General features: G+C 44.1%; 16 protein-coding genes and 1 pseudogene. 14 read left to right on the forward strand and 3 right to left on the reverse strand.

The annotated features are described in order from the left end of the window. The 6 genes from E0F88_RS00410 to E0F88_RS00430 all read left to right on the forward strand — a co-directional run bounded on the left by E0F88_RS00410 (position 1) and on the right by E0F88_RS00430 (position 4,867). Entirely contained in the window at positions 1 to 747 is a 747-nt protein-coding gene (locus E0F88_RS00410) for a metallophosphoesterase family protein (protein ID WP_131955587.1), read from the forward strand. Between the two features lie 1,035 nt (positions 748 to 1,782). After that, a complete protein-coding gene (locus E0F88_RS33540; protein ID WP_165939966.1) occupies positions 1,783 to 1,926 on the forward strand; it encodes a hypothetical protein in 144 nt (47 codons plus the stop codon). Between the two features lie 175 nt (positions 1,927 to 2,101). Further along, positions 2,102 to 3,301 carry a hypothetical protein gene (locus tag E0F88_RS00415; protein WP_131955589.1) on the forward strand — a complete coding sequence of 400 codons (1,200 nt, stop codon included), beginning with the start codon at positions 2,102 to 2,104 and terminating at the stop codon, positions 3,299 to 3,301. Between the two features lie 21 nt (positions 3,302 to 3,322). Next, entirely contained in the window at positions 3,323 to 3,883 is a 561-nt protein-coding gene (locus E0F88_RS00420; protein WP_131955590.1) for a cyclic nucleotide-binding domain-containing protein, read from the forward strand. A gap of 167 nt (positions 3,884 to 4,050) precedes the next feature. After that, positions 4,051 to 4,488 (forward strand): MauE/DoxX family redox-associated membrane protein, encoded by a 438-nt coding sequence (locus tag E0F88_RS00425; RefSeq protein WP_131955592.1) that lies wholly within the window; start codon positions 4,051 to 4,053, stop codon positions 4,486 to 4,488. A 118-nt stretch (positions 4,489 to 4,606) separates the two neighbouring features. Continuing rightward, positions 4,607 to 4,867: a hypothetical protein gene (locus E0F88_RS00430; protein ID WP_131955594.1), complete on the forward strand. Its 261-nt coding sequence runs from the start codon at positions 4,607 to 4,609 to the stop codon at positions 4,865 to 4,867. Positions 4,868 to 4,976: 109 nt separating this feature from the next. Here the strand turns inward: E0F88_RS00430 and E0F88_RS00435 are convergent, their stop codons facing one another. The 3 genes from E0F88_RS00435 to E0F88_RS00445 are packed head-to-tail and all read right to left on the reverse strand — an operon-like array spanning position 4,977 to position 10,968. After that, a complete protein-coding gene (locus E0F88_RS00435) occupies positions 4,977 to 6,329 on the reverse strand; it encodes a RagB/SusD family nutrient uptake outer membrane protein (protein ID WP_131955596.1) in 1,353 nt (450 codons plus the stop codon). Positions 6,330 to 6,339: 10 nt separating this feature from the next. Next, positions 6,340 to 9,558 (reverse strand): SusC/RagA family TonB-linked outer membrane protein, encoded by a 3,219-nt coding sequence (locus tag E0F88_RS00440; RefSeq protein WP_131955598.1) that lies wholly within the window; start codon positions 9,556 to 9,558, stop codon positions 6,340 to 6,342. Positions 9,559 to 9,579: 21 nt separating this feature from the next. Then, positions 9,580 to 10,968 carry a redoxin domain-containing protein gene (locus E0F88_RS00445; protein ID WP_131955600.1) on the reverse strand — a complete coding sequence of 463 codons (1,389 nt, stop codon included), beginning with the start codon at positions 10,966 to 10,968 and terminating at the stop codon, positions 9,580 to 9,582. Positions 10,969 to 11,531: 563 nt separating this feature from the next. On the opposite strand from E0F88_RS00445, the gene E0F88_RS34700 reads away from it, so the two are divergent. The 8 genes and pseudogenes from E0F88_RS34700 to E0F88_RS00480 all read left to right on the forward strand — a co-directional run bounded on the left by E0F88_RS34700 (position 11,532) and on the right by E0F88_RS00480 (position 18,859). Beyond that, on the forward strand, positions 11,532 to 11,759 hold the full coding sequence (locus E0F88_RS34700) for a helix-turn-helix domain-containing protein (RefSeq protein ID WP_131956775.1): 228 nt from the start codon (positions 11,532 to 11,534) through the stop codon (positions 11,757 to 11,759). 298 nt (positions 11,760 to 12,057) lie between these two features. Beyond that, positions 12,058 to 13,899: a cytidine/deoxycytidylate deaminase family protein gene (locus E0F88_RS00455; protein WP_131955602.1), complete on the forward strand. Its 1,842-nt coding sequence runs from the start codon at positions 12,058 to 12,060 to the stop codon at positions 13,897 to 13,899. A 193-nt stretch (positions 13,900 to 14,092) separates the two neighbouring features. Further along, positions 14,093 to 14,398, forward strand: a pseudogene (locus E0F88_RS34640) (type I restriction-modification system subunit M N-terminal domain-containing protein); the annotation flags it as partial. A gap of 57 nt (positions 14,399 to 14,455) precedes the next feature. Further along, on the forward strand, positions 14,456 to 15,589 hold the full coding sequence (locus E0F88_RS00460; protein WP_310589678.1) for an N-6 DNA methylase: 1,134 nt from the start codon (positions 14,456 to 14,458) through the stop codon (positions 15,587 to 15,589). 12 nt (positions 15,590 to 15,601) lie between these two features. After that, positions 15,602 to 16,147 carry a hypothetical protein gene (locus tag E0F88_RS00465; RefSeq protein WP_131955604.1) on the forward strand — a complete coding sequence of 182 codons (546 nt, stop codon included), beginning with the start codon at positions 15,602 to 15,604 and terminating at the stop codon, positions 16,145 to 16,147. After that, on the forward strand, positions 16,144 to 17,316 hold the full coding sequence (locus E0F88_RS00470) for a restriction endonuclease subunit S (RefSeq protein WP_131955606.1): 1,173 nt from the start codon (positions 16,144 to 16,146) through the stop codon (positions 17,314 to 17,316). Before E0F88_RS00465 ends, E0F88_RS00470 begins: the two co-directional genes overlap by 4 nt. 116 nt (positions 17,317 to 17,432) lie before the next feature. Further along, positions 17,433 to 17,774, forward strand: coding sequence for a type II toxin-antitoxin system RelE/ParE family toxin (locus tag E0F88_RS00475; protein WP_131955608.1), 342 nt, complete (start codon positions 17,433 to 17,435; stop codon positions 17,772 to 17,774). A 2-nt stretch (positions 17,775 to 17,776) separates the two neighbouring features. Further along, on the forward strand, positions 17,777 to 18,859 hold the full coding sequence (locus E0F88_RS00480; protein ID WP_131955610.1) for a HigA family addiction module antitoxin: 1,083 nt from the start codon (positions 17,777 to 17,779) through the stop codon (positions 18,857 to 18,859).

Consider the following 18,859-nt stretch of genomic DNA (forward strand, 5'->3'; position numbering starts at 1 on the left):
ATGAAAATTGCCCTTTTATCTGACATACATGCAAATCTCCCTGCGTTGGAAGCTGTCCTGGCAGACATTGAAAAACAAAAGCCTGACACAATTTATTGCCTGGGAGATTTTATTGGCTACAACGTATGGCCTAATCAGGTCATTGAACTTATCCGGAAAAATCGGATTGCTTCCATTGCAGGTAATCATGATTTGAAACTAGCGAAGCTTCTTACAAAACAGGACAATTGTAGCACGAAAGAAAGTAGCGATTACGCTTATCAGCTTGTTGGTAATAAGGAACGCAATTATTTGTTGACCTTACCGCGCCACCTGAGGATCGAATTTCAGTTAGAAAATACCAGTCAAAACATGTTGTTGGTGCATGGCAGTCCGCGAAGCATTAATGAATATCTCCTTGAAGACTTGCCGGAGCAATACATGATCGACATGCTGCAGGAGTTCAACGCGAACATGCTGTGTTTTGGACATTCTCATAAATCTTATCATCGAATATTAAATTCGGGGAAGGAGGCAAACAAACGCCTCCATCTGATTAATACCGGCTCGGTTGGTAAGCCAAAAGATGGCGACCCGCGCGCCGGTTATGTGATAATAACGATCAACCCTCTATCAAACATTTCGGAGAAGGATGGTATTCAGGTTGAATTTATCAGAGTGGAATATGATGTCGAGAAAGCTGCCCAGGCAGTTGAAGTTAGCCTTTTGCCGGACAGTTTTGCGGATAATTTAAGGAAAGGATATTAAAAACTGTTGATCGTTTTCCTTACGGAGAGAAACTAAATTTCACTTGATCGATTCGCATGAATTTGATAAAATGATGTCATGTTTACTCGGGATTAATTGGCCCTGGGGGGACAAGTTGGGGGACCAGAGAAAAAAAACGAAGCAATAGAAATTTAAGGTCGTCAAAAACGTAAAAGACAGATTTTTTGTCCTGCTCGAGAAGCCAACCTTCCCTTTTACTGACATTGTTTGTTCTTAATTTTCTTCGAAAAACTCAGATTTTTCAAGCTTTTCAGCATATTCCTTGATTTCCCAACGACTACCAGGACCTCTCAGACATAACACGCTTTGAGGGACCAATATTTAATACCATAATTTTACGGCTCTAAAACATTCACATGCTTGATTAGGGAAGGCTGACACACCATGGTGTCGAAGGTCACCCAGTCTCGTGCAGCACAGGCGAAGACAAAAAAAGTACAAACATTCGATGGCAAAGGCCTTTATCTTGAAGTTCTATCCGTTGGTAGAAAGTACTAGCGCCTGAAATACGGGCTGCACCATAAGGAAAAATATTCAGCAATCGGGGGTTGATCCGTTTCATAAATTCACCCGATACTATCTGTGTACTGCAGTTCCCACCCACCTGTAACAATTCTAATCCAATGTAAATGAGATCCTTATATATTTTTTGGCGATCGTTTTGTTTTTGTGACAGTAGGGAAGAGATACGGTGACAGATTTAGCTTGGGGTACCTTCTCGTTTTGATTCATTTGGACGCGGTTTAGCAATACCGATCAGATCAATGCAAGCGCCGAGCGTAAAAGTACGGCGGCGGTACGTTCCGCCGGACCCGGGAATTACATACAGCTTTATAGGCCGCAATGGCAACTGTTGCCATTGATCCCAGATTACATTGGCAAAATGCGATTTAACCCGGCAACAAATCCCTACAAACCAATCCGGCCCCCTTTGATCACATAAATTTTAACACAAAACTGACTGATGCTTCTTTTGCGGGTTGTCCAATTTCTAACTTAAACAAACCAGCAATCATGAAAAAGCACCAAAAACTCACTTTGAAAGAGTTACCTGTGAACTATTTTAAAACACGAATCTGGCAGAAAAAATCAGAAAAATCCGGGCCAGACCCGGTCACAACCAGCGGGATGATCTGCACGCTGGTTAACCGCAGGTAAAATCAATTCCAGTTCAAGTCCGAAGAAGCATCTTTTGAAATAGTTGGCTCTTCGGACTTTAGCTGTTCAAGACCAGATCGGCAGTGTCTTGCCGGCACACCCGCACCCAACAACCACGAAAGCGCCCTTCTCTTCTAGAATTGAAAATTTTCAGTTTTTTAAACTCGACGTTCTCATGATAGAAAAGCAAAACACCCTTGAATGGCTGGATTTTATCATAACCATTGCCATTGACGCTGACGAATCAGAAGTAAATACGCTTAATGCGGCGCAGTACGAACACATAACCGAAAAAATTTATGAAAGAAAACAAAACTACATTTCCTTTTTAAACCACCAGCGGCTGAACCTTTTAGGCAGACGAAAGATCGGGCACCTTGTCAAAGCACACCACGGCAGCCTTTTGATTCTACTTGATCACGCGGCGCATGCTCGCACCAGAATTAATCCCCTGAACACATTGACAGAAGATGCGCTGCACCAGATACTTTCCTGCGTTTATGAACTACTCAGCTTCATCCAAAGCAGTTTCGGGGAATATCTGGATCTGGACGAGCGGGCACCGGATGCTTACCTTGCTGAGTTTGACCGGCATCACCAGCACAGGATCACTACGGTAAAAAAACAGCTCACATCAAAAAGTGCAGATCCCAACCTGGTAGCTATACTGCTTGGTACGTTGAGTACGGCGGCCGGTAGCGGTGAGTTGCAGCCCCCAAGTTTTCGTACGATTTTTTACCAGCGCGAGCTACTTTATGGCCTTGAGCAGATGCTTTGGAACGGGCCGCAAAGCAAAATAGACGATGCGCTGGTTGAGCTTTTGGTGTACCTGAATTTCAACTGCCGGCCTTTTATGAATTATTACACCCAGCATCTGGCCAGTCGCATTGACCGTGTTGAACCTGCAAAAGAAAAGATTCACCAACTGCTTCTTCACTACAAGCAATTTAATCAGATGCACCGAAAACCAGGTGTCAGACTAAGTCAGGCAGATTATGATATCAAAAAATTCGTCTCCAACTGGTTTACACAGGAAATCGTATTCCTCAAAGAACAATCGCAATCCAATGTCAGCCTGACCGAACAGCCGGCATTCACCAAATCCAAACCGAAGCCGGAGACTTTTAAGGTGCTGGTGCTGCTTTCGGTAGATCAAATCGGACTGTTTTTAAGGGCAATCGACTCGCTCAGAATCGTTAAGGCCCGCTCGATGAATGCCGTTTTCGAGGCTATTGTGCCTTTCCTTTCCACACCCAGAAAAGCGGAAATTTCCTGGGACAGCATGCGCTCAAAATCCTACAGTTTTGAGGAGAAAGATAAACAGACCGTGATCAAGCTGCTCGAATCAGTCATCACCTGGATCAAAGAATACTGACACCAAAAGCACATTTACCTTATGAATAACTTAAAACTCACCGATCATTTCGCGGCGCTTTATCCGCTTGGCGAGCCGTTTATGAAGGCGCTCAGCGGAGCTCTGATACATAAACAATTAAAAAGGGGTGATATTCTTAAACAAAATGGCCAAACGCCCATGATCTGGTACATTCAAAATGGCCTTGCCAAAGGCTACTATCAGGATCAAGAAGGAAAAGAACATGTCACCCGTTTCTGGAAAGAAAATCAGGTAATGCTTCTGACTGGCGGCAAAAAAAACAAAACAGCCGCGGACCGGATCATGCTTCTGGAAGACAGCCATCTGACAACACTTTCTGACAGCAGCATCCTTTATCTGTATCACAGCTTCAGCGAGGCACCCAAGCTTTCCAGCAAGATCATTCTGGATGACCGAAACCACGGCGAGCTCAAATCCTTTCTGTGTTCGCTGCCCACTGCGCAGGGTTATATGCAGTTTCAGCAGAATTTCCCATCGGGCCGCTTACTGCTAAGAGATATTGCCAGCTACCTGGAGATTTCACCAGGCAGAATGAGCGCAATCCGAAGAAATTTTAACTGAACCAAACAAAAAAAAACGGAAAAGACAGCCACCCATACAAAAAACAAACTTATATCCACTTACAATACAGGAAGTTACAAAAGAATTTTTCATTCTAGTTTTATCATCAAGGAATTCACTGACAAAGGAAGGAAAGTGAATTGCTTGATGAAATAAAACAGATTGATATGAAAAAGAATGCTCCCGGTATCCTGGCTGCCCTGCTGGTTTTCTTATTTTTTTATACGGCTGTGGCGAAACTTTCAAACCTCGAACGCTTTGAAGCGGAGCTGCTGAATCAAACCATTCCAAAATGGTCAGTCCCGATGTTGCTCTGGCTGCTGCCTGTTTCGGAATTACTGGCTGTAGCGCTGCTGGTCAGAGCTCCCACCCGACTAGCCGGGTTTTACGGATCGGCAGCATTAATGCTTGTGTTCACTCTATACATGGGCCTTGTGCTTCTGGATATATTTGACCGTGAGCCATGCAGTTGCGGAGGTGTACTGAAATCCATGGGATTCGAGGTCCATTTCATTTTCAATCTGCTTTTTCTTTTGCTCTCTATAACCGGAATCCACTTGCTGAAATCAGAAAACAGACGGCAAGTGACGGATGGAAAAATATAAGACAGAGCAGGCTCAGCCGGAAGGGCTGCCCTGAATCTGCCAGGCCCTGCTGAAAACCTGAAAACAGAGTAAGCAACAAATTTCAATCTCATTTTTAACATTTTAAATGTTTAAAGTTATGAAAAAGTTAAAGTTTGAATTCTTATTTGCCGCTGCAGTGATGCTCTCAGGCGGACTTGCAGTAGCCAACTCGCTTACTGCGGTTGCCCCCAATGTTTATAACGCGGATAACTCCGGAGGTACCGACTGGACACCAGTACCATCAGACAAAGCCGTAGAATGTGATGCGGCTCCCACTCATGAGTGCTCCGGAACCCAAACCGGTACGGGCGTTACTGACATCGAAAGAGGTGATGCAAGACTGATTGACAAGCCATAAGTCCTGTATCGGTTTGACGATAGCTCGATAGTAACCACAGTAGGGTAGCCGCCGCAAAGCGGCTTCTCTGCTGTTTTCTCTTCAGACCAAAACATCCCGACCGCCTATTTTATGGATTTTGCACTACTGTTCCTTCGTAGGTCTGATCATCAGGGATTTTAAACTGATACCGTTCTCCACCCGGTGGAAGCGTATATATTTTTTTCTGGATGGTTCTGGTGAGTACCTGAGCAAATTGCGGATCCTGATTTAATCTTTTAAGATCTGCCCACCGCATCCCCCGCCCTACCAGCTCCTTTCTTCTTTCGGCAAGAATGAGTTTCAGAGCCTGCTCCGGGGAACCGGCTGTTAGTTCTTTAAAACTGTTTTTTGCCCATCTTTTTTCCAGCATTGCATTTAAAGTCTTCATGGCGGCCTGACTTTGTCCTGTTCTTGCCAGGCATTCGGCTTTGATCAGGTATGTTTCATCAGTGCTCAGACCGGCAAACGGATACTGATTTGAAGTGTAGCTGCCTTTATAATTTAGACCTGTACCAAAGTAAAGCGGCTTTCTCAGGTCTCCGCTCGCATATGATGCGTACAAAGTGGTGTCTACGGTAAAGGCAGGGTTTTCAAAGTAGGAAACCGCCATGCGGCTATAAAAAAGCATTTCGGGATTTCCAAGCGCAAAGGGATGCGGAAATGGCACAGCTGATGCGGCCGCCAGCGTTGCATAGTCAAGAAGCTCACTTTTAAGGGCCAGGCATTTTTCAGCGTACGAAAGCGCTCCCGGGTAGTCCTGCATACTTAATGTGGTTCTTGCCAGAAGGGCGAGAGCCGCCGGTTTGCCCGGGCTGGAAATGTAGACTGGCTTGAGCGGCAGAAGTGGCTCAGCCTGCATCAAATCATCCAGAATTCTCTCGTAGGTTTGCCTGACCGAGCTTCTTGGGTGTTTCAGGTTTACATCAGCCTGGAGCGGCAGCGGGATACCCAGACCGATCCCTTCAGAGCCCGGCTGGTAAGCCGGCGAGAATAGCTGGGCCAGCTGATAAAAAGCAAACGCCCGAAAAAACAAAGCACTTCCTTTGACGCTTTCGTACTGAGGCGTGTGCCACAGATCTTTATCCAGTTTTGCCAGCCCGTCCAGTACCACGTTGCAGGTAAAGACCTGCCGGTAAGGCGTGTCCCATCCGGGCAGGGTCATTTCGGGCTGATCGGCCCAGATATAGCTGTTTTGATTCAGCTGGCTTTGCCCTGCAAAAAAGCTTTCACTCATCTGAAAATCACCATCCGAAAGAATACTCTGGTAGGGTGCAGTATTCATCAATGCCTGCCCGTTATCGAGCAGCGCCTGAAAATCTGTTAGCGTGGTCGGAACCAGTAATGATTTTTGCGGTTTTTCTTCTAAAAAATCACCCTTGCAGCCTGTTAACAGCAGGAATCCAACTAAAAAAGGATAAATTAAAGAATTTGTCTTTTTCATTGTTATATTGTTATAGATCGAGTTTAATACCTGCGCTCAGTGTTCTGACCGGCGTGAACATAGCCAGTGGATAATCCGGATCGAGATTCCCCTTGGAGGCCTTCCATAGGATTGCCACATTATTGGCGTATAAATAAAGCTGCGCAGACTGAAAACCGGATTTGCCGCGCTGAGATCTTTTCAGGTTGTAGCTCAGATTAACGTCCTGCAGACGGATGTTATCCGCTTTTTTTACAAGCACCTGAGAGAAAGCATAAAAATTTTCACGGTTTCCGTTGACTGACTGCGGTTTTGACGGGACGCTCGTGATAAGCTCATCACCAGGCTTCTGCCAGCGAAGCGCGTAATCTCCGTGCACGACGAGACCATTATTAAGCTCTGTGTAGGACATTGACTTCGCCCTGTAATAATGACCCAGCCTGTAATTGACATTAACAGAAAGAGTCAGTGATCTCCACGAAAAACTATTTCGAACAGAGCCGAACATTTTAGGTCTTGCCGGGCCATGATAGTGCATCTGCTGAGGGGCAATTCTAAAAATAGCAGCATAATCCTTGCTGATTTCGCCATTCAAATAGCCCTGCGGATCGCCTGTGACAGGATCAAGTCCAGCCCAGTCCAGACTGTAAACAGCGTAAAGCGGTCTGCCTTCCAGCGGATAGATTGACGTACCATCACCGCTTCCCAGATACGAATTGGTCAGCGAAGTCAGGGCATAATTGGTCACTTTGTCAGTGGCCCTGCTAAAAAGAAGATCCAGATGCCATTTGAATACTTTATCCAAAACCCTGGCATTTAAGGTTAGATCCATACCCTGTCCGGCCGTAGATGCATAATTTCCTGTAAAGGATTTAACTCCCGAGCTTCCCGGGTATGGCATGCTTCCGATCAGATCAATTCCCTTTTTCAGGTAATATTCCAGACTCCCGGAAAAAACCCTGTTTCTTGACTCAAAATCCACCGCGAAATTGACCGTTTGAACCTTCTCCCAGCGAAGCTCAGGATTGGGAGGATTCTGGATGGTGGCATAGGTGGCACCTGAATACAGATCCGTTCCCTGAAAGGACGCGGTCGTAAAGGCAGATACATTTTTATTACTGTTGCCACTATACCCAAACGTGCTGCGCAGTTTCAGGTAAGGAAGCCAGCTGGCCCTGTAAAAACTTTCCTCGCTTAAATTCCAGGCAACGCCGGCAGAATACAGCGGAACTCCTTTGTCATTGGTGCTGACTCCAAACAGGTTGCTCTGATCGAGCCGTGCGCTGGCAGAAACAATGTATTTTTTTCTGAGAATATACGAGCCGTTGGCGTAGTAGGACAGATAGCGGTCTGTTGCGCCGGTCTGGGCGTCCACAAATGGCACACGAATATTGGAGGCCGGATTGACAAAGGACCGGTTAGGAGTCAGATAATCCACTGCCTTACTGGTGGCAAATTCATCATCATAACCATAAAAACGGTTCCTGCTCGTCGATGTCCCAAGGTCCCGGATCTCAAAACCTGCAATCGCTGTAAGCTCCCCGCCTGCTTTAAACGAATGATCAAAGTCCAGCTGCGTGCGCAGGTTATGCGAGTTGTATTCGCTGGCTGTCTGATCCAGGATCGCTCCCAGCGGAAGATTTCTTTTCAGCGCGCCTGTGCTGTCAATCGAAGTAAGGCGGTTTACCAGGTTTCTTGTCATGTAACTATCCTGAGAAGACAGATTTCGACCCTGACTTATGCCCCGGCTGTATTGATAGAGTGCTTTAAGATGAAGCGCAGGCCGAAGCTTATAATCGAGCGCAACATTGAAGCGGTAATCGGTCAGTTTTATGATGTTATGCGCCAGTTTCATTTCCTGCAGGGGCCTGTACTGCCAGTCCAGCAGTCCTTTTTTCTCGGATTGTTCCAGAAACGAAAGGCGGTACTCGTTGATCACAGCCAAAGGGTTTCCGTCCGGGTCAGCAAGGCTGGCATACGGATAGAGCGCCGCGCCGGTAAATCCTGTCAGCGGATTCGTATAGGTGACCGGGCCTAAATTGGCGGTTGTGATTTTTGACTCCGAGTAATTAATGCCCGCATTGATTTCAAGGTTTTTGCCCACCTGGTAAGTATTGTTGGCATTTACCGTGAAACGTGCATACCGGTTGGCTGTCTCGGATGGCCTGTTCTGATCATAGCCTGCTGAAATATAATAACGGTTACTGGCTGCGCCTCCACGCAGGCCGATTGCATACTGCTGGCTGACGCTCGGTTGATACAGATACTTTTCGTAGTCATGTCGCAGATCCTTTGATTTAAGTGCACTGAGCTCAAATTCCGCCTGATCTTTGGTAATTGCCTTGTCGCGTACTGCCATCAGCAGCTCGACTACAGGCGTGAAAGGATAGCGGTTTACATTTTTTTCAGCAGAGCTGTAGCGCCCGCTTTCAAAAAGCAGCCGCTCGTTTTCGATAAAATCAGCAGAGCTCATCCTTGACTGATAAAAAAGATCGGGCCTTTGTCCGATGGTCACATTGGAGTTAACCGTTATCTGCGGACCGCGGTCGCCACTTCCCTTTTTAGTGGTTATAACAATGACGCCGTTGCCTGCCCTGGATCCCCAGATGGAGCCCGCTGCTGCATCTTTCAGCACCGTTACATTTTCGATGTCATTGGGATTGATACTGGCCAGATCTCCCTCATAAGGAAAATTGTCGATCACAATCAGTGGCCTGGCTGCCGAATTGATCGTACTTTGCCCCCGGATCAACAGTCCCTGCGCTCCACCTTTGCCCCTGTTATTAATCAGTCCGGGCACAACATCATCGAGCCTGCTGATTATATCGGTGCTGACCCGCCGGTTTAAAAGCCCATTACCGACCGTTGAGAAAGAACCTGTTGCTCTTTCTTTAGGAATCTGCTGATAACCTGTCGATACGACCACCTCTCCCAGCTGGTTTTCATCAGCGGCCAGAGCAAGGACCAGCTCGCGGTCAAAAGGAGCCGCAAGCGGTTTTTCGATGGATTTATATCCGATATAGGAGACTTGGATGCTGAACTGATTTTGGCTTACAGCAAGTCGGAAGCGTCCGTTTTCATCGGTGGTAACACCCTGGTCGAATCCTTTGATTTTGATAACTGCACCAGCCAGTGCGGCACTATCGGGCAGCGAGACTACCCTGCCGGCCAGTATTGTCTGTGCACGGGCCGAAAATATCAGCCCCAAATGGATGATTAGTAACCATCCTGTTTTTAAAATTGTTTTCATAGTAAAAGGAGTGTACTAAATTTAGCGGATAGATGCGGCTGTCTTCTGCGCACGGTCTTTGATGATGAGTACTTCCACGGGCGATTGTTCTTCCACCAGATCCAGATCGTAGCCAGCCAGCGCCTTTCTGACAGAGGACACATCGCTGAAATCAAGCTCCATGTCCAGGTCAATCATACCGGCATAACCCGTCTGATCCACAAAGGGATGTTTCGCATGGTTCATACGAAGGGTGTTGAGACCCTGCACGAAACTTGCCATGGAACTATACCGCAGATGAAAGCTGAAACCATCGTAGGCTGATTGGAAAATCTGACCGGTAGTATTGGATTTGAATTTTTCATCTGAGGATGTTCTCACCAGCGCATAAACAGGCATCAGCCTTTTTTCAATCACCGCTTCATACTGCGGATAGATCCTGTCCAGATCCTGCTGAAAGAAATCAAAAGCATGCTGAGCCTGCTTAGATGGCACGACCAGCTCGTAGCAAAAAGTATTTTCCTTCACCCACGCGCGGACCGCGGCCCCAGTCAGCCCCGGATTAAATTTCAAACTGTCGCGGGTCTGTATCTGCACAGTAGACTCGGAAAGAAAGCGCCTTCCCTGCCCGTAGGCAAACATATAAAAGTCTCTTGGCGTCACATTGGTAAAGGTGATCCGCCAGTGGTCGAGCGTGTCACCCGGCTCAACCAGAGAGATCTGACCCGGAACACCGGGTATATACCCCCGGAAGAGCATGTGGTATTTTGATTTAAAATCAATGGCCTGATTTTCATCGATAAAATCAAATAGAGGCTTCCGGTACGACTTGTAACCAAGGCTGACCGCATCCTTTTTCAGGGCCAGTAAAGTGCTTTGGTCGGAAAGCAATGACCGGATTTTCTCACTTGTGACTTCTTCTCTGCCAGTTATGGCCCTTAGCGTTCCATCCGCACCGATCCACACATAATGAGGAACCGCGCTATGCGGAAATAACTTTTTCAACTCAGTATCCAGGACAACTTCCGGTTGCTGTATACGAAGACCGGTCCGTTTGAAATATTTGTCACGGAATGTCACGACTTCTGCTTTGGTCTGGTACGTTACAGGCAGCAAGACGACTTTGCCGGCAAACTGTTTTTCGAGCGAATCCATCCTTGGGATCATCCCAACGCAAGGCTGACACCAGGTTGCCCAAAAATCAAGAATCAGCAGCTTACCCCTGAAATCAGACAGTTTAGCACCTGGCTCCGAATAGTTCAGCAAGTTTTCAATGGTCACATCAGGCACCCTCTCCCCTATTGATGGCGGCTTAAAGGAACTCAAAGCCTGCGCCCGAACCGGTTTCCAGCACCAGAGCAGCAAGTAAAAGAGTGAAAAATATAAAAGATAAGGCAGCATTCTGCCCGGGAAGCAAAAACGAGTGTTCATTGCAGCAAAATTTGGGAGTGAAAGAAAATCGCAGGCGATCAGCCCTAAGAAAAGTGAAACTTAATAGCACAAAGGGACTCTGTTATTCCTGAGTTAGGAAACGGTAATAAAATTTGACCCAACATGCTAAAACGATTAGCTCACTGAGGCTTTCTGATAATCAGCTTATAAAGAAGACGGTTATTCATACGCGCAATTTGGTTTGTGCTGAAAACAGCGTTAAACAAAAGGCATTATATCCGTCGAGTCAAAAATGCGGCGAAACCAATAAGGCGCGACTCAACTTGTTTAATTAGAGGTACTGGTAGGACCCTGGAACGACAAGCTGAGCGCACGCCTAGGTCGTGAGCTATTCAACTTGGTCCCGTTCCAAAAAATTACCAGTTTTCTAATTGGGACTCTAAACGAATGCTTCTAATTTCTTTGTGAAGTATCGCTGTAACAATGTCAAACTGTACAAACAGTTGATATTGTCACAACAAATATACAAAACAATATATTTAATGGTACATGTACCATTGTAAAAATTTTGATTTATATGGCTCTTTGTGAAAAAACTAACTGTGATTTCACAAATTGAGCTATATATCATTGAAAAGGTCAAAGAAAAGCGCATAGAACTCGGTCTCTCCCAATTGGCTTTGTCGCAAAAGCTCGATATGAATGACAGTTTCGTTTCGCATGTGGAGTCTTCCTCCAAACGAGCCAAGTACAACGTGAATCACATCAACGCACTCAGTAAGGTTCTTAAGTGCTCACCGAAGGATTTTTTGCCTGAAAAACCATTCTAGTTCCAATTCCTCGGCATATTATATTCCAGACATGGACGCTGATACTCCTGGTTAGCTTCAATATTATCGCAGATTAATGTCTTCCTTTTGAAAATGCTTCAAATTCTCATTGCATTATAAAACAGTTAAGTTGAAAATTGTCTATCGGCATTAATTCAGAATTTGTCTGTCTCTGGTGGTAGTTATCTGCGTCCAATTGGTCAGAATTAAGATGGGTTAATTATTCCTTTATAAATTTCGTTAGATTAGAATTACTTTGCGATAATTTATAAACAAACCAATACTATTCTACTCACTTATGACAGGTTTAGACTCCCTCTACAGCTTACGTAGTCGCTTTATTGTTATCGGATTAACCGGCCGTTTGGGTTCGGGCTGCACAACTGTGGCAAAGCTATTGACAATGAAAAGATTTGAAGACTGCAATTTTCCTGAGCCAGTACTTGGCACAAGCCCAACAAATGAAGATCGTAAATATCGAATTGCCTTTGACTTTTTAAGACAAAATTGGAAGCCATACACACTCATACGAGCCTCGGATGTAATTACTGCTTTTCTACTTAGAGAGGATATTCGTGACTTTCAAGCTTTCTTAGAAATCAAATACCCAACTAATTCCAAACAAATTATTGATCTTATAGAAAAAATTAAGCATGAATTTTGTAGCTTATCTGAGGATGTAAAATCAATGTTTAAAAAGATACCTGCTGCAGGTGAATTAGTAACCCTTGACGATGAGATAGCTGACCAGCTATTTTTCCGAAGCGGGAAAATAGAGCAATTCTCACAACGATTGAAAGAAGAATTTCAAACACTAACAATAACGAACGAATCATCTCCCTATCAGTGGTTTGGGGATAATCTTCGCAAAACTGGTAACCCACTTCAAGATCAGAGTTTTGAAGCGGCAAACTGTTACATAATAGCTCAAATCATTCGCCAACTTATTAAAATAAATCGAAATCAATCTAACAAGGAGGCAAGGATTGTGGTTGATTCTATCAGAAACTCTATGGAAAGCCGTTTTTTTAAGGAACGCTATTCAGCATTTTATCAATTTGCAGTAAACACTGAAGAAACATGTAGACTAGCAAGATTAAACAAGCATTACAATACGAGTGAATTAAAGGCTCTTGATCAGGAGTATACGAAGGACCTTGCAACTGAAGAACGTTTTTACAAACAAGATATTCAGACATGTATTCAGGTTTCGGATATATATCTACATAACCCTGATGAGCCCAAGTCGGAGGGAGATAAGCGTAAAACAATAAAAAAAGACATTCTTAGATATTTGGCATTAATTCTTCAACCAGGTATTATTACTCCGACACCAAGTGAGCGGTGCATGCAGATTGCTTACACTGCAAAATATAATTCTGGCTGTATATCCAGGCAAGTTGGCGCTGTGGTGACAGATTCATCGTTCTCGCTGAAATCAATAGGATGGAATAATACAGCGGAAGGACAGACACCTTGTCTTCTAAGAAGTGTAGATCATTTAGTGTCAAATTCCGATCCAGAGGCGTATAGTGAATACGAAAAAGGCGAAGACTACAAACGGCTAATCCAAAAAACACATTCCTATACCGATACTGAAAAAGATGCTTTGAAAGGCCGAAATATTTCATTTTGCTTCAAGGATGGCCAGAATTGTATTGATAACAACAAGAATCAAGTTCATACTCGCTCCCTGCATGCAGAAGAAAATGCGATGCTTCAAATTGCCAAATATGGCGGAGAGGGGTTAAAAAATGGCTTCCTCTTCACAACTGCTTCACCGTGCGAGCTATGTTCAAAAAAGGCTTATCAACTCGGCATTTCTCGCATTTTCTTCATCGATCCCTACCCAGGAATTTCTGATAAACAAATTCTGAGATCAGGCGAACCTAAACGACAACCACAAACCCAGCTATTTGTGGGTGCAGTCGGAAGAGCATATCATCACCTATTTGAACCGTTTATGGCGTATAAAGACGAGTTAAAAACGCTATTGAAATTTAATTACAAAAAGTCCTATAGCGAATCTTTGTCCGAAACGGAAAAAGCTAAGTACGTAAGTGATCTCGAAAAACAAAAGAGGTTCATCGAAGAGGAGTTATTCAAGTTTGGGCCTAAACCTGATACTTACAAACTATGAGACAATTGCAAAATGCCCATTTAATTACAAATTTTTTGTTACTTTCAGTTTCAACCCAATCAGTACGCGTACAATACCCACAATGGCCAAAGTCAAAAAGGAAGAGCAGGAAGAACTTTTAGAGAAAAAATTATGGAAAGCCGCTGACAAGCTCCGTAAAAACATGGATGCAGCGGAATAGAAGCATGTTGTTTTAGGATTGATCTTCCTCAAATATATTTCCGATGCCTTCGAAGAATTGTTTAACAAACTCAGCGCAGGCGAGGGAGAATTCGAAGGTGCTGATCCGGAAGACCGGAATGAATATCTGGCCGAAAAAGTGTTTTACGTTCCGCCATCTGCACGCTGGACCTGGTTGCAAGGACGCGCCAAACTTCCAACAATTGGAACAGATCTGGACGAAGCGATGGACGCTATTGAAAAAGACAATGCTTCTTTACGCGGCGTTTTGCCAAAAGCGTTTGCTCAGGAAAAACTGGACAAACAAAGTCTTGGTGGTCTGGTTGATTTGGTTGGAACGGCTACTTTGGGGACCAAGGAAGCGCAAAGCAAAGATTTGCTGGGTAAAGTTTTTGAATATTTCCTGGGTGAATTCGCATTAGCGGAAGGCAAAAAAGGCGGACAGTTTTATACGCCTGGAAGCGTTGTACAACTTTTGGTTGAAATGCTGGAACCATATGAAGGACGTGTATTTGACCCTTGCTGCGGAAGCGGCGGGATGTTTGTGCAGTCTACCAAATTCATAAACGCGCATCAGGATCATTATCGTAAGGGAAATGCCTCGCGCCAGCCGCTGATTAACCCGTTGGACCGCATTTCGATTTATGGACAGGAAAGTAACCAGACAACCTGGCGACTGGCCAAAATGAACCTGGCCATTCGCGGAATCGACAGCAGTAATGTTAAATGGAATAATGAAGGTTCTTTCCTGAACGATGCCCACAAGGATCTGAAAGCAGATTATATCATTGCCAATCCGCCTTTTAATGATTCGGATTGGAGCGGCGAGCTGCTGCGTGATGATGCGCGATGGAGTATTTTGGGACAAAAACTGGTGCCGCCTCCGGGCAATGCCAACTATGCCTGGATACAGCACCTCCTTTATCACCTGGCTCCTACCGGCATGGCGGGTTTCGTGCTTTCCAAAGGCTCGCTCACAACCAATACTTCCGGCGAAGGTGATATCCGAAAACGGCTTATTGACGAAGACCTGATTGATTGCGTGGTAAACCTGCCGACCAAACTTTTCCTGAATACACAGATTCCGGCTTGTTTGTGGTTTGTGCGCCGGAATAAAACGCACCGCAAAGGTGAGATCCTGTTTATCGATGCCCGGAATGAGGGCCATTTGTTTAGCCGTAAAAACCGGGAACTCAATGAGACGGACGTGCGCCGTATTTCCACCATTTACCACGCATGGCGAACAGGCGAAGGCGAATATGACGACATACAGGGTTTCTGCAAATCATCGTCTATTGAAGATGTGGCAACGTTAAATTATGTACTTACGCCCGGCCGTTATGTAGGATTGGCCGACGAAGAAGACGATTTTAATTTTGCAGAAAGATTCACAGCTCTGAAACTGGAACTGGCAGCGCAGATGAGAGAGGAAGCGGAACTGAACAGGCGGATTGAAGAGAATTTGGCGAAAATTGTCATTCCTGAATTGAATGAAATACCGGTATCCTAACAGCGCCAATCTATGCGATTATTTATATTAGCTATCCTCTTATTTCTCTCTGGTGTAACACTTGCCCAGAAAAGAGACACTTTGTCTTACAATAAGCAGCGCCCTTTAACCTGGGATGACTTTGCCATTGCACCCGATCTTGCCAATGATTCTCTGAAAGCATTCTTGTCGGTCACCATCTTAATGCGGAATGTAAAAGTGAACGTGTGGATGGGTTATGGCACATACGAAGCACACGCTTTTGCATACCGCAATTTTTCCTGGGTAAAAGAAGGCTCACAGGACTCCTCCACATTGCGGCATCAGCAATATGCTTTTGCACTTACCGAACTTGTAGCAAAGAAGCTGGAAAAAGACGTCAGTGATGCATTGATCAATTTAAGGTGGGAAAATAAGGTCAACAAAATTTTTTCCAACTACGTCCGGTTCTCAAGTCAGTGCCTTTATGCATACCGAAGAGAAACAGAAAATGGCCAGAATGCTCCGAAACAAGCTGAATGGGAAGCGATGATTGACCGGAGTGAAATAAAATTAGAAATTGAAAATAGCAGAAAATGAGTGAGTGGAAGGAATATAAGTTGGGGGAAGTGTCCAAAATACAGACAGGACCATTTGGTAGTCAACTGCATGCATCTGATTATGTAGTTACTGGTATTCCAAGTATCATGCCTACCAATATTGGACAGAGACTTGACATCAGAACCGATCAAATTGTCTACGTTGATCCAAAAGATATTGAAAGGCTAAAAAAATATAAGGTTCTTGAAAATGATATCGTATACAGCAGACGAGGTGATGTCGAAAAATGCGCTTTTATTACCGAACAACAAGAAGGGTGGTTATGTGGGACAGGTTGCCTACGAATAAGATTTTCGTCACCCGAAGTCTTGCCTAAATTTGTTGCTTATTACTTATCAACACCTGATATTAAATCTTGGGTTTTGAATAGCGCGGTAGGTACCACAATGCCGAACCTTAATTCAGGAATCTTGACAAAACTTCCTTTGAGAGTTCCTGAAAAAAAAGTTCAAGTACAAATATCAAATACCCTCAGCAGCCTTGACGACAAAATAGATCTTCTTCATCGCCAGAATAAAACTTTGGAATCTATGGCGGAGACGCTTTTTAGGCAGTGGTTTGTTGAGGAGGCGGAGGAAAAAGTAAAATTAGGCGATTACGTTAAGACATCATCTGGTGGAACTCCATCTCGTTCCAATTTAGACTATTATGCAAATGGAACTGTAAAATGGGTGAAATCCAAGGAACTTAAGGGCAATTTCATTTTTGACACCGAAGAAAAAATTACAGATGAGGCAGTTAAAAACTCTTCGGCAAAACTATTCCCTTCGAACACAGTACTTATTGCAATGTACGGTGCAACGGTTGGTGAATACGCTCTGCTGGCAGAACCATCAACTTGTAATCAAGCAATTTGCGGTTTAATTCCAAACGAAAACATGCCATATACCTTTTTATTTACTTTGATTAAGCTTAATAAGGAAAATCTCATCGCATTGGCAGGCGGGTCAGCACAACAAAATATTAGTCAAGAACTAATCAAAGAGTTTGAAATACCTTATTCAAAAAGTAAAATCGATAAGTTTCATAACACAACAGATCCATTTTTTCAAAAAATAAAATCGAATACAGACCAAACAGAAAAATTGAAACTTCTACGAGAGGCTCTGTTGCCTAAATTGATGAGTGGAGAAATACAGTTAAGCTGATGTGCTTTACATTAGTGACACACAACTAAGTAAACTGTTAATCATTTGACAGTTACTTTACCAAAAATATATTTACCTTACACCTTCTGTTAACTAAAATAGTTACTACCTTTGCAGTGAAAATTGACTTTGAGGACAAAAAATTTGAAAAATTAGCCAATGATGATCGAAAACTTGACAGAGAATTTGGGAAACTTAGAGCTGATAAAATTAGAGCCAGGCTTGCCCAGCTTCGCTCGGCAGACACGCTGGAAGACGTACGATACCTACCCGGAAATTATCATGAGTTAAGAGCAAATAGAAAAGGACAATGGGCATGTGACCTGGACCAGCCTTATCGGTTAGTGTTCACTTCACAAGAAAATCCCATTCCAACCAACGAAGACGGTCAATATATTTGGCTTAGAATAACAGGTGTAGAAATAATTGAGGTTATAAACTACCATAAAGAAAAATAACAATGGAAAATAGATATTTCCCCCAATCGGCCCCCCATCCAGGAGAAACCCTAAAAGAAAAATTAGAGGAGATGGAAATGGGGCCAAAAGAATTTGCCCTTCGAACAGGCAAACCCGAAAAAACAATCACAGCGGTTCTTAAAGGCGAGAGTTCAATAACCCCAGACATGGCGGTTCAATTTGAAAATGTTACCCGAATACCGGCTCATTTCTGGTTAAACCACCAACGAGGATTTGATGAATACGTAGCAAGGGCAAAACAGCAAACGGTGATCGCGGAAGCGATAGACTGGGCCAGGTCATTTCCAATAGCAGCCATGTGCCAGCAAAGATGGCTACCACAGATGGCTTCTATTGAAGAAAAAACCTCAGCTATGCTCGCTTTTTTCGGTTTTGCCAGTCACGCTGCCTGGGAGGATTACTATTTTAAACAACAACTGAAAGTTGCTTTCCGGATTTCTCTCGCAAACACCAATGAGCCTTACGCCATTTCTGCATGGTTAAGAAAGGGAGAACTTCAGGCGTCAGAATTACAAGCGGAAGAATATGTAGATAAGAGTTTCAAAGAAGCATTGCCGGAGATAAAGAAAATTATGTCAAGTCATCCCGACAACTTCTTTTCTAATTTACAGAATATTTGTCTGAGAGCGGGTGTAAAGGTTGTTCACACTCCCTGCTTACCAAAAGCACCTATTGTTGGTTCAACCCGATGGATAAATGACACGCCACTAATCCAATTGTCAGGCCGCTATAAGAGAAATGACAGCTTTTGGTTTACGTTTTTCCATGAAGCAGGACACATCATACTGCATGGAAAGAAAGACATATTCCTTGAAAAAGTTGAGTATTCAGAAAAAGATAAAGAAAAGGAAAAGGAAGCAGATGAATTTGCAGTAAAATGGACGTTGACCGAAGCTCAAGAACAAGAGATATTAGCAGCCGCTCCTCTTAGACAAAAAGACATCCGTGACTTTGCAGATAAATTTGTAACCCATCCGGCGATTATAATTGGAAGACTTCAACACAAAAAGTTAATTCCGTATTCACTTGGAAGAGAGTATTTTGAGCCCGTTATTTTCGAATAA

This window comes from Dyadobacter psychrotolerans (genome assembly GCF_004349265.1).
Lineage (GTDB): Bacteria > Bacteroidota > Bacteroidia > Cytophagales > Spirosomataceae > Dyadobacter > Dyadobacter psychrotolerans.